The organism is Methylobacterium terricola (assembly GCF_006151805.1).
GTDB lineage: Bacteria > Pseudomonadota > Alphaproteobacteria > Rhizobiales > Beijerinckiaceae > Methylobacterium > Methylobacterium terricola.
Genome location: NZ_VDDA01000014.1, coordinates 114,198 through 126,680 on the forward strand (window position 1 = coordinate 114,198; position 12,483 = coordinate 126,680).

Consider the following 12,483-nt stretch of genomic DNA (forward strand, 5'->3'; position numbering starts at 1 on the left):
GGTTGTCAGGCCGGTGGTCTCCGTGCGGCTCTCGGGCCGAGCGAGGATCGATCCTGGCTCGGGCGGCGCGCCGCCGCGATCGTGGGATGCCAGGGGATGGGACGAAGGGAACCGACCATGAGAGTCTTGCTGACGCACACGCCGCGCGCCCGCGACCAGTATTACGGCCCGCGGGCGCTCGCCGCCCTGCGCGGCCTCGCCGAGGTGGTCCTTCACGAGGGCGACGCACCGCTCGACGCCGCCGCCCTCGTGGCGGCGGCGGCCGAAACCGACCTCGTCGTCGCCGACCGGGCCACCGCCGGCCCGGCCGAGATCTTCCCGGCCCTGCCGCATGTGCGGGCGTTCCTGCGCTGCGCGGTCGACATCCGCACCATCGATGTCGCCGCCGCGAGCCGGGCCGGCGTGCTGGTGACGCAGGCGGCCCCCGGCTTCGTCACGGCGGTCACCGAGCTGGCTCTGGGCTTCATGATCGACCTGGCGCGCGGGATCTCGCGGGCGACCCGCGATTACCAGGCGGGCCGCGCGCCGGAGGTGCGGATGGGGCGGCAATTGTCCGGCAGCCGCCTCGGGATCATCGGCTACGGCGCGATCGGCCGGAACCTCGCGGGTCTCGCGCTCCCCCTCGGCCTGGAGGTGCTGGTCAGCGATCCTCACGTCACCGTCACGGATCCGGCGATCCGGCAGGTCGGGTTCGAGGCGCTGATGGCCGAGTCCGACTTCGTCGTCTGCCTCGCGGTGGCGACCGAGGCGACCGAGAACCTGATCGACGCGGCGGCGTTGCGGCGGATGCGGCGCGACGCGGTGTTCATCAACCTGTCCCGCGGCAACCTCGTCGACGAGGCGGCCCTCGCGGCGGCACTGATCGAGGGCCGGATCGCCGGCGCCGCGATGGATGTCGGCCGCGCCCCCGACCAGATGCCCTCGCCCGACCTCGCCCGCCTGCCGACCGTGATCGCCACCCCGCATGTCGGCGGCCTCACGCCGCCGGCGATCGAGGCGCAGGCCTTCGACACGGTCGAGCAGGTGCGGGCGATCCTGGCGGGGGAGGTGCCGAAGGGAGCGGTCAACCCGGAGAGCTGGACGCGGCGGCCGTGAGGGGGCGGGGACGAGGCCAGGACGTCCGGATGCCGGGACGCTCTCTCCCACCCACGACCTCAGGATGAGGTCGCGAACGGGGCAGGGTGCGTTGATGCATCGACTGTGAATGCCGGTCGATCATGGACAGATCGATTTGATCTGTAGGGCTATTTACAGTGTTTCACAATCGATCGAATCGCGCGCGTTGCGGCCCGGTCGGGGGCTTTCATTGACAACCCCCCACCCGCCCTTAGAACCGGACCAAATGCCGGGGGGACGGAGCACGCCATGAGCGACGAGCAGGGCAAGGGTCTGCGCAAGGGACTCACGAGCTACGGGGATGCGGGCTTCTCGCTGTTCCTGCGCAAGGCCTTCATCAAGGCGGCGGGCTATTCCGACGATGCCCTCGACCGGCCGATCGTCGGCATCACCAACACCGCCTCCGACTACAATCCCTGCCACGGCAATGCCGCGCAGCTGATCGAGGCGGCCAAGCGCGGGGTGATGCTGGCCGGCGCGATGCCGATGGTCTTCCCGACGATCTCGATCCACGAAAGCTTCGCCCACCCGACCTCGATGTACCTGCGCAACCTGATGGCGATGGACACCGAGGAGATGATCCGCGCCCAGCCGATGGACGCGGTGATCGTGATCGGCGGCTGCGACAAGACCCTGCCGGCCCAGGTGATGGCCGCGGCCTCCGTCGACCTGCCGACCGTGGTGATCCCGGTCGGGCCGATGGTGGTCGGCCACCATCGCGGCGAGGTGCTCGGCGCCTGCACCGATTGCCGCCGCCTCTGGGGGGCGCACCGGGCCGGCGAGATCGACGAGCAGGAGATCGAGATCGTCAACGGGCGCCTCGCGCCCTCCGTCGGCACCTGCATGGTGATGGGCACCGCCTCGACCATGGCCTGCATGATCGAGGCGATGGGCCTCGCCCTGCCGATGGCCGGCACGATTCCGGCGCCCCACGCCGAGCGCATCCGCCTCGCCGAGGCGAGCGGCGCCTGCGCCGCCGCGATGGCGAAGACCGGCGGGCCGCGCCCGAGCCAGATCATGACCAAGGCCTCGATCCGCAACGCGCAGGTCGTGATGCAGGCGATCGGCGGCTCGACCAACGGGGTGATCCACCTCACCGCCATGGCCAACCGCGCCGGCATCGACCTCGACCTCGCGAGCCTCGACGCGATCGGCCGCGAGGTGCCGGTGCTGGTCGATCTCAAGCCCTCGGGCGACCATTACATGGAGCATTTCCACCATGCCGGCGGCGTGCCGAAGCTCCTTTCCGAACTCGGCGACCTGATCGACCTCGACGCCCCGACCATCACCGGCCAGACCCTGCGCGATGTCGTGGCCAAGGCCGAGGACGTGCCGGGCCAGACCGTGATCCGTTCGCCGGCCCATCCCATCAAGCCGATCGGCGCCATGGCGGTGCTCACCGGCAACCTCGCGCCCCGCGGCGCGCTCATCAAGCATTCGGCGGCGACGCCCCGGCTCCTCCAGCACGAGGGGCGGGCCCTGGTGTTCGAATCGATCCCCGACATGGCGGCGCGGATCGACGACCCCGACCTCGACGTGACCGCCGACGACGTGCTGGTCCTGCGCAATGCCGGGCCGAAGGGGGCGCCCGGCATGCCGGAGGCCGGCTACCTGCCGATTCCGAAGAAGCTCGCCCGCCAGGGCGTCAAGGACATGGTGCGGATCTCGGATGCCCGGATGAGCGGCACCGCCTTCGGCACCATCGTGCTGCACGTCACGCCGGAATCGGCGGTCGGCGGGCCGCTGGCGCTGGTGCGCACCGGCGACCGCATCCGCCTCGACGTGGAGGGGAGGCGCATCGACCTCCTGGTCGACGAGGCCGAGCTCGCCGCCCGGGCCGCCGCCCTCGCGGCCCCGGTCCGGCCCGACTGGGCCTCCCGCGGCTATGCCCGCCTGTTCCACGACACCGTGACCCAGGCCGACGAGGGCTGCGACTTCGACTTCATGCGCCGGGAGGGTTGAACCCCCGGCCGCGGCCGGGCGACAGTGGCGCGTCGTTCGAATCCGCGAATCCCGGGGCAAGATCCTTGCGCAGCGCGATCGTTCTGGGCGCCGGCATGGCCGGGCTCGGCACCGCCCTCCACCTGCAGCAGCGCGGCTGGTCGGTGGTGCTCGTCGACCGGGGCGAGCCGGGGCGCGAGACGAGCTTCGGCAATGCCGGCATCCTCCAGGCCGAGGCGGTCGAGCCCTACGCGATGCCGCGGGACCGGGCGAGCCTGTGGGCGATCGCCCGGGGCCGCAGCAACGACGTCCATTACGAGGCGCGGTATCTCCCCCATCACCTCGGCGCGCTCGCGCGCTACTGGTGGCACTCGGCCCCGCGCCGCCACGCGGCGGCGTCGCGGGCCTACGCGACCCTGATCGCGCAGGCGATCCCCGAGCACGCCGCCCTGATCGCGGCGGCGGGTGCCGGCGACCTCGTCCGCCGGGGCGGCTTTCGCGTCCTCTACCGCGAGCGGCGCGCCCTGGAGGCGGCGGCGGCCGAGGCCGAGCGGCTGCGGGCGGCTTACGGCGTGCGGGCGCGGATCCTGACGCCTGCGGAGCTTTCCGCCGCGGAGCCGGCCTTGAGACGGGCAGGGGAGGGGGCGGTCCACTGGGAGGAGCCGTGGTCGGTCCGCGATCCCGGCGCGCTCGCCGCGGCCTACGCGGCGTTGTTCGCCAGGCAGGGCGGCGTGATCGCCCGGGGCGAGGCCGACAGCCTGGCGCCGAGCCCGCGGGGCTGGCGCGTGCGGACCGCCGACGGCCCGGTCGAGGCCGCGGCCGCGGTGGTCGCGCTGGGGCCGTGGTCGCCGGATGTGCTGCGCCGGTTCGGCTACCGCATCGCGATGGTGCGCAAGCGCGGCTATCACCGCCACTGGCGCAGCGCCCGGACGCTGGAGCTGCCGCTGTTCGACGCGCAGCACGGCACCGTCCTGGCGCCGATGGCGGCGGGCCTGCGCCTCACCACCGGCGCCGAGCTGGCCGGTCCGGAGGCGGCGACCGAGCCGGTCCAGCTCGCCCGTGCCGAGGCCGCCGCCCGCGACCTCCTCGATCTCGACGGCCCGCGCGAGAACGCGCCGTGGTCCGGCACCCGTCCCTGCCTGCCCGGCATGCTGCCGATGATCGGCGCGGCGCCGCGCCATCCGGGCTTGTGGTTCCATTTCGGCCACGGCCACCAGGGCTTCACCCTCGGGCCGACGACCGGGCGCCTGCTGGCCGAGATCATGTCGGGCGAGACGCCGCTGGTGCCGGCGGCGCCGTTCCGCCCGGGCCGGCACTGAGGGGGCGCTACGGGGGCCCGTCGTCCGCCTCGGGCGGGACGCGGCACCGTGACGGCGCGAGGAGGGAGGCGGACCCTCGGCGGAAGCGGCGGTGGGTTCCGGGTCGATTCGGCGACGGTGCCGGTGCTCCACAGCAAGCGGCCGCGCCACTCGCCCGGCGCCTCCGCGCCATCGGGGTCGGACCGGCGAGGCCCGAATCGGGGGATCCCGCGCATCGACATCGCCCCCGCCCCCTTGCCGGAGATTAGCCGGCTTCCAGATCACCGCAGATCACCACGCGGATGGGTCGGACCGACATGCTGGGCTGGTTCCGGGCGCTGATGCCCAGGGAGGACCGCTTCTTCGACCTGTTCGAGCGGCATGCCCGCACGCTGGTCGCGGGCGCCGAGGCGCTGGAGGAGCTGCTCAAGGGCGGCGGGGACGTGCCGCGCTGGTGCGGCCGCATCGCCGAGCGCGAGCAGGAGGCCGACGACATCGCCCGCGAGGTGCTGGAGGCGGTGCGCCGCAGCTTCATCACGCCGTTCGACCGCGGCGACATCAAGGACCTGATCCAGTCGATGGACGACGCCATCGACCAGATGAACCGCACCGCCAAGACCATCACGCTGTTCGAGGTGACGAGCTTCGATCCGGTCATGCGCGAGATGGGCGGCACGGTGCTGGAGGCCGCCCGGCTCACCGCCGAGGCGGTGCCGCTCCTCAGCGCCATCGGCAAGCACTCGACCCGCCTGTCCGAACTGACCGAGCGGGTGATCCAGGTCGAGGGACGCTCCGACGCCCTGCACGAGCAGGGCCTCAAGGCGCTCTATCACGGGAGCGGCCGCAGCGACCCGATGGCCTATATCGTCGGCAGCGAGATCCTCGGCCATCTCGAGGACGTGGTCGACCGCTTCGAGGACGTCGCCAACGAGATCAGCGCCATCGTGATCGAGAACGTGTAGGAGCATCGACCGTGGAGGCTGCCCTCTCGCTGCCGCTGCTCGCCGGCCTGATCGGCGTCGCGCTGCTGTTCGACTTCCTCAACGGCCTGCACGACGCCGCCAACTCGATCGCCACCATCGTCTCGACGCGGGTGCTGCGCCCGCAATACGCGGTGATGTGGGCCGCGTTTTTCAACTTCATCGCCTTCCTGTTCTTCGGCCTGCACGTCGCCCAGACGCTCGGCACCGGCATCGTCGCGGCGAGCGTGGTCGATGCCCGGGTGATCTTCGGGGCGCTCACCGGCGCCATCGCCTGGAACGTGCTGACCTGGGTGCTCGGCATCCCGTCGAGCAGCTCGCACGCGCTGGTCGGCGGCCTCGTCGGGGCCGGGCTCGCCAAGGCCGGCTGGCAGGCAGTGGTCTGGGGCGGCCTCGGCAAGACCGCGGCCGCCATCGTGCTCTCGCCGCTGCTCGGCTTCGCCCTGGCGCTGCTGCTCGTGCTGGCCGTCTCGTGGCTGTGCGTGCGCTCGACGCCGTTCACGGTCGACCGCCGGTTCCGGATGCTGCAATTCGTCTCCGCCTCGCTCTACAGCCTCGGCCATGGCGGCAACGACGCCCAGAAGACGATGGGCATCATCGCGGTTCTGCTGTTCAGCCAGGGCCATCTCGGCTCCGAGTTCCACGTGCCGCTCTGGGTGGTGCTGGCGTGCCAGGCGGCGATGGCCGCGGGCACGCTGCTCGGCGGCTGGCGGATCGTCCACACGATGGGCTCGCGCATCACCCGGCTCACGCCGATGCAGGGCTTCTGCGCCGAGACCGGCGGGGCGCTGACCCTGTTCGGGGCGACCTGGCTCGGGGTGCCGGTCTCGACCACCCACACCATCACCGGGGCGATCGTCGGGGTCGGGGCGGCGCGGCGCACGTCCGCCGTGCGCTGGGGCGTGGCGAGCGACATCGTGGTCGCCTGGGTGCTGACCCTGCCGGCGGCGGCGCTGATCGGCGCGGGCGCCTACGCCCTGACGGCGCTCGTCGCCTGAGGATCGTCCGAGCGACGGACGAGGGGATTCCGGGCTGGACAGGACGGAGCGGCCGTCGTCTCCTGCCGCCCGCCGAATGACCGGGAGGATACCGTCATGCGCAGGGCCCTGATGTCTGGCGCCGCCTGTCTCTGCCTGCTGCTGCCCTGGCCCGCGGAGGCGCAGACCGCGACCAACCTCGTCGCCCTGAAGGGCCTGGCGCCGGTCAGTGCCCTGCCGAAGACCCAGGAGGGGCAGGCCGCGCTGGCGGCCAACCTGCGGGTGACCGGCGACATCCAGTTCGGCACGGTCAAGCAGCCGCATCTCCTGCCCCTCGACCAGCAGCGCCAGCTCGCCCTGCGCGACTGCTTCATCACCGATGGCAACGCCACCGAGCTTGCCGACGGGCTCGGCAGCCGGCTGGCCGAGATCTACCAGGCCAAGGCGCGCTACGCCGACTACAAGACCTTCAGCAACGTGACGCAGTCGGTCGCCGACCTGATCGGCTACACCAACAACATCACGAAGTCGGATTCGAATTCCGGCAAATACTTCTTTGCCAACGGCACCACCGACGGCAAGGCGCCGGTCTCGGAAGCCGCCGCCGCGATCTTCACGGCGCGGGACGGCGTCCCCGACGTGTTCGGCCGGGCCTATGACCGCCGGGCCGGGGCGAAGGGGGCCGACGCCTTCGGCAATTCGCGGCCGTTCCAGACCCTGGCCCAGCTCTACGCCTATCGCGGCAACGATTATTTCGGGCAGGGCTCGCACAGCCTCGACTGGCTGCACGGCCCGAGCCAGAACCTGACCGACAGCCCGTCCTACCCGAGCGGCCACACCACCTACGGCTATACCGAATCCCTGGTCCTCGCGCTGCTGGTGCCGGAGCGCTACCAGCAGATGATCGCGCGGGCGGCGGAGTACGGCAACAACCGCATCGTCGTCGGCGCGCATTACGCCATGGACGTGCTCGGCGGGCGCACGGTGGCGTTGCACGCGGTCGCCCATCTGCTCGCCAACGATCCGGCCTATGTCGGCCAGATCCGCAAGAATCCGGCGGTGATCGGCGAGATGAGCCAGGCGACCAACGGCGCGGTCGCGATCACCGATTACCGCGCCGCCCTGGAGACGGCCCGCACCGACCTCGCCCGCGTGCTGAAGGAGGCCTGCGGCGAGGCGCTGGCGGCGTGCGCGGCGAACGATACCGGCCGGTTCCGCGATCCCGCCGCCAACGCCGCGCTCTACGACACCACCCAGACCTACGGCCTGCCGGTGGTCCATGCCGCGACCGCCACCAGCGTCGAGGACGTGGGCAAGCTCGCGCCCGAGGCCGGCTACCTTTTGACCGCGGCCTTCCCGTCCCTGACCCTCGCGGAGGCGAACGCCATCCTGACCGAGACGCAGGGGCCCGGCGGCGGCTTCCTCGACGACGGCTCCGCCTTCGGGGTCTATTCGCGCCTGAACCTCTACGCCGCTGCGGGCAAGGCGGCGGCGCTCGCCGCGACGCGGCAGGGACCGGCGCCGACGCGCTGAAGGTGCGCCGGCCGGCGGCGCGGCCGGCGTCCTGGCGGAACTCGACGAGGAGAGGACAATGGCGCGGGTTTCCCCCTCCCCCGCAGAGGGGGGAGGGGGAAACCCGCGCCATTGTCTGGAATGCGTCGCGAACCGGTCTGAGGCGCGCCGCGGAGGTCATCACTACCCGGAGAGACGATATCCTCCAAAGCCCACCAGAGACGGCAAAATCCTCCCAGAACCTCGCCGATTTTCAAATGACATAGACTATAGACGCGATCACTTCGCCGAACCTATCATACCAATATCCGCGGTGACGCACCGGCGGGCATCGGTTCCGCGACGGAGATTGCTTCGATGAGCTTGTGGCCCCCTCGTCGACTGGGATCCGTGCCGGATCGCTCCGTGTCCGCCTCCATGCCTCGCACCACCGGCGCTCTCGTGCCACGGGCCGAGACCCAGGCCGAACACGATCTCGACGGGTCCGACCACGACCGCCACGCCGCGCGGAGTCTGCATGCCTCGCAGCGGCTGGTGGCGGCCAAGCAGTTCGACATCGACGGGCTGATCGGCTGACGGCCGGCCGAAACCCGCCAGCCACAATTCGACAGAAGGACCCCCATGACGCTCACCAGGCGCACCTTCGCCGCCGGCACAGGCGCCGCTCTGGCCGCCCTCGCGACGGCGAGCCCGGCGCGGGCCGACCGCGTGCTGCGGGTCGGCTACCAGAAATACGGCACGATGCTGCTGCTCAAGGCCCGCGGCGGCCTCGATGCGGCGGTGAGGCCCCTCGGGTTCCGGGTCGAGTGGCGGGAATTCCCGGGTGGGCCGCAGCTCCTGGAATCACTCAACGCCAAGGCCGTCGATATCGGCGTCGTCGGCGAGACGCCGCCGATCTTCGCGCAGGCGGCCGGCGCGCCGCTGGTCTACCTCGCGCACGAGCCGCCCGCCCCGAAGAGCGAGGCGATCGTCGTCCAGAAGGACAGCCCGATCCGCACGGTCGCCGAGCTGAAGGGCAAGACGGTCGCGCTCAACAAGGGCTCGAACGTCCATTACCTGCTGGTGCGCGCCCTCGAAGCGGCGGGGGTGGCCTATGCCGACATCCAGACGGTCTTCCTCGCGCCGGCCGACGGGCGGGCGGCGTTCGATGGCGGCTCGGTCGATGCCTGGGTGATCTGGGACCCGTTCCTGGCCGCCGTCGAGGTGTCGAGCGGCGCCCGCGTGCTCCAGGACGCGACCGGGCTCGCGGCCAACCACCAGTTCTACGTCGGCGAGCGCTCCTTCGTGGACGCGCAGCCGCAAGCCATCGACGCGGTGCTGGCGGCGATCGCCGCGGTCGACCGCGAGACCAACGGGGTCACCGAGGCGGCGGCGCGCGAGCTGAGCCCGGCGGTCGGCATGCCGGTGCCGATCCTCGCCAAGGCGCTCGCCCGCCAGAGCTGGGGCGTCACCCCCCTCGGGCCGGAGGTGATCGCCGGGCAGCAGCGCATCGCCGATACCTTCCTGCGCCTCGGTCTGGTGCCGCGGCCGATCCGGGTCGCCGACGCGGTGCGGCAAGCACGGGCCTAGCGGCCGACGGGCAAGCGCGGGCGTAAGGCCTGACAGAGCCGCCTCCGGGCGCTATATCCAGATCCCCGTCGATCGCGGGGCACGGTGCCCGCCGGTCCGGCCCTGCGGAGTCGTCATGTCCCCGGTCCCCAGCCTCCTCGACCCGATCCGGCTCGGCGCGCTCGACGCGCGCAACCGGGTGCTGATGGCGCCGCTCACCCGCGCCCGCGCCACCCGCGACCACGTGCCGACCGCCATGATGGTCGAGTACTACGCGCAACGCGCCTCGGCCGGGCTCATCATCGCGGAGGCGACCGGCATCAGCCCGCAGGGGCTCGGCTGGCCCTATGCGCCGGGGATCTGGAACGAGGCGCAGGTCGAGGCCTGGAAGCCGGTCACCGCGGCGGTGCACGCGGCCGGCGGGCTGATCGTGTCGCAGCTCTGGCATATGGGTCGGGTGGTCCATCCGAGCCTGCCCGGGCGCGGCCAGCCGGTCTCGTCCTCGGCCACCACCATGCCGGGTTTAGGCCGCACCTACGAGGGCAAGGCGCCCCATGTCGAGGCCCGCGCCATGACCGAGGACGACATCCGGGCCCTCCTCGACGATTACCGCCGGGCCGCCCGCCACGCGATCGCGGCCGGGTTCGACGGGGTGCAGATCCACGCGGCGAACGGCTACCTCATCGACCAGTTCCTGCGCGACAACGTGAATTTCCGCACCGACCGCTGGGGCGGGTCGATCGAGAACCGGATCCGCCTGCTGCGCGAGGTGACCGCGGCGGTGGCCGACACCGTCGGGGCCGACCGCACCGGGGTGCGCCTGTCGCCGAACGAGGAGCGCCAGGGCGTCAACGACAGCAGCCCCGAGCCGCTGTTCGAGGCGGCCTCCGCGGCCCTCTCGGAGATCGGCATCGCGTTCCTCGAGGTGCGCGAGCCCGGGTACGAGGGCACCAACGGCAAGGCCGAGCGCCCGCCGGTCGCGCCGCGGATGCGGGCGGCGTTCCGCGGCGCCTTCGTGCTCAATTCCGACTACGATGGAGAAAAGGGCCAGGCCGCGCTCGAAGCCGGCGCGGCCGACGCCATCGCGTTCGGGCGTCCCTTCATCGCCAATCCCGACCTGTCGCGGCGGATCGCGGAGGGCCTTCCGCTTGCCGCCGACGACACCGAGACTTGGTACGCGGGCGGGGCGAAGGGCTACGTCGACTACCCGCCGGCGCCGTAGGGGAGGGCCGAGGCTCCGCTGCGCCGCCTTTTCGAAGGGTGGGGGCCACGCCCGAGCCGGCGCCGCGTCGCCGGCAGGGCGCAAGCGCATGGCCCCTGAGAGACCGTTCGGCTGGCGCCGACAGGACCGCCGCATTCCCGGTCATCGAGGGGTCCGCGGCGGAGCCCGGGCCCCGGACACCCGGATGGCGAGGACGGAAGGCGCGATGCGGCCGGCGGCTCCGGATCCTGTGTTCCGCCGCGCGCGACTGTGAGATTCAGGGCGCATCATCGGCGGAACCGATCGAGCAAGATCTCTCGCTATGATCGAGGGCAGGCTCGACCGATCGAATCAGGTCGCCGCGCCTCGCGCGCGCGTCGTCATCCCCCGACCGCCGCCTTCCGGCCGGCGAGTGCAAGACATGGCAATCAAATCTTGTCTGGAATGTTTCTCGCTCCGGCCTCCCGCACAATGACGGCGCGATCGACTTGCGACTGCAAAGGTTCCGTCTTAATCTTCCCCAGAGCACGAGTTCATCGATCAGGCGGATAGTCCGGGCTGCCACGGGTCGTCGTCATCGAGGCCGGGGCGCGGCAGGATGTCGGCTGGTCCGGCACGATGGCAGTCCAGGATTTTAGACGATGCGCGGATTCGCCTGGGGTCTCGGTGCCGGCCTAGCCGTGGCGGTCGGCACGCTCGTCGCGTGGCCGCAGGCCGCCTCGGTCCTCGCGCCGGTCCAGGGGCGGATCCAGGAGCAATGGGCCGCGTGGCGGCCGTCCCCGGACGGCCGCGCGGCGGAGCCGCGGCCGACTCCGTCCGCCTCCCTCCTCGCCCCCGCCCGCGTCGCGGTGGAGGCCGCCCGCAGCGCCGACGTGCCGATCACCCTGTCGGGCATCGGTACGGTGCAGGCCTACAACACCGTCAACGTGCGCTCGCGCGTCGACGGCGAGATCACCCGGATCCTGTTCCGCGAGGGCCAGGACGTGAAGGCCGGCGATCCCCTCGCCCTCATCGATCCGCGCCCGCTCCAGGCCCAGGCAGACCAGCAGGAGGCCAACCGCCTGCGGGACCAGGCCCTCCTCGACGGCGCCCTGCTCGATCTCCAGCGCTACGAGACCCTGGTCCTCAAGGACTTCGCCAGCCAGCAGCAGCTCGACCGGCAGCGGGCGCTGGTCGCCCAGTACCGGGCCCAGATCAAGAGCGACGACGCCCAGATCGCCTTTGCCCGCACCCAGCTCGCCTACGCCACCATCGCGGCGCCGTTCTCCGGGCGCACCGGCATGCGCCTCGTCGACCAGGGCAACTACGTCCGCGCCGGCGACGCCGCGGCGATCGTCGTGGTGACCCAGCTCCAGCCGATCTCCGTCGTCTTCACGCTCCCCGCCTCCGCGGTCGCGAAGAGCCGGCTGAGCCTCGGCGAGGTGGCGGCGCCGGTCCGGGTCTTCGCCGCCGACGACCGTACGCTCCTCGATTCCGGCACGGTCGAGCTCGTCGACAACCAGGTCGATCCGACCACCGGCACCATCAAGCTCAAGGCGAGCTTTCCCAACGCGAAGCTGACGCTGTGGCCCGGCAACTTCGTCAACGGCCGCATCACCGTCGAGGTCCGGCCCCAGGGCGTCACCATCCCGCTCGCCGCCTTGCGCCACGGCCCGCGCGGCGATTTCGTCTTCGTGGTCCAGGACGGGCAGAAGGACGGCGGCAAGGACGGGCTGCACGTCGCGACCCGCACGGTCACGTCCGGCCAGGGCAGCGCCGGCCGCCTCCTGGTCGAGAAGGGGCTGAAGGCCGGCGAGCGCGTCGTCACGGAGGGGCATTACCGGCTGGAGAACGGCACCCCGGTCACGATCATCGAGACTTCGCAGCCGCCGCGCGCCGAGCCCTCGCCCCGCACCCCGAGCTGACGGCCT

The 12,483-nt window shown here is 72.0% G+C and carries 10 protein-coding genes; all 10 read left to right on the plus strand.

Going from position 1 to position 12,483, the window contains the following annotated elements; all coding sequences use genetic code 11:
* Positions 1-117 precede the first annotated feature (117 nt).
* Complete coding sequence (locus tag FF100_RS24495; RefSeq protein WP_139038385.1) at positions 118-1,095, plus strand: NAD(P)-dependent oxidoreductase; 978 nt, start codon at positions 118-120, stop codon at positions 1,093-1,095.
* 270 nt (positions 1,096-1,365) lie between these two features.
* Positions 1,366-3,078 (plus strand): IlvD/Edd family dehydratase, encoded by a 1,713-nt coding sequence (locus FF100_RS24500; protein WP_139038386.1) that lies wholly within the window; start codon positions 1,366-1,368, stop codon positions 3,076-3,078.
* A gap of 65 nt (positions 3,079-3,143) precedes the next feature.
* The gene (locus FF100_RS24505; RefSeq protein WP_139038387.1) at positions 3,144-4,376 is read left to right on the plus strand and encodes an NAD(P)/FAD-dependent oxidoreductase; all 1,233 of its coding nucleotides are present in this window, start codon (positions 3,144-3,146) and stop codon (positions 4,374-4,376) included.
* A gap of 296 nt (positions 4,377-4,672) precedes the next feature.
* Positions 4,673-5,317 (plus strand): DUF47 domain-containing protein, encoded by a 645-nt coding sequence (locus tag FF100_RS24510; RefSeq protein ID WP_139038428.1) that lies wholly within the window; start codon positions 4,673-4,675, stop codon positions 5,315-5,317.
* An 11-nt stretch (positions 5,318-5,328) separates the two neighbouring features.
* Positions 5,329-6,333 (plus strand): inorganic phosphate transporter, encoded by a 1,005-nt coding sequence (locus tag FF100_RS24515; RefSeq protein ID WP_139038388.1) that lies wholly within the window; start codon positions 5,329-5,331, stop codon positions 6,331-6,333.
* A gap of 96 nt (positions 6,334-6,429) precedes the next feature.
* Positions 6,430-7,845, plus strand: a complete 1,416-nt coding sequence (locus FF100_RS24520) for a phosphatase PAP2 family protein (RefSeq protein WP_139038389.1) — start codon at positions 6,430-6,432, stop codon at positions 7,843-7,845.
* A 384-nt stretch (positions 7,846-8,229) separates the two neighbouring features.
* The gene (locus FF100_RS37275) at positions 8,230-8,400 is read left to right on the plus strand and encodes a hypothetical protein (protein ID WP_171070315.1); all 171 of its coding nucleotides are present in this window, start codon (positions 8,230-8,232) and stop codon (positions 8,398-8,400) included.
* A 45-nt stretch (positions 8,401-8,445) separates the two neighbouring features.
* Positions 8,446-9,393, plus strand: a complete 948-nt coding sequence (locus tag FF100_RS24525; protein ID WP_139038390.1) for a sulfonate ABC transporter substrate-binding protein — start codon at positions 8,446-8,448, stop codon at positions 9,391-9,393.
* A gap of 115 nt (positions 9,394-9,508) precedes the next feature.
* Positions 9,509-10,594 (plus strand): alkene reductase, encoded by a 1,086-nt coding sequence (locus tag FF100_RS24530; RefSeq protein WP_139038391.1) that lies wholly within the window; start codon positions 9,509-9,511, stop codon positions 10,592-10,594.
* Positions 10,595-11,214: 620 nt separating this feature from the next.
* Entirely contained in the window at positions 11,215-12,477 is a 1,263-nt protein-coding gene (locus tag FF100_RS24535; RefSeq protein WP_139038392.1) for an efflux RND transporter periplasmic adaptor subunit, read from the plus strand.
* Positions 12,478-12,483: the final 6 nt, after the last annotated feature.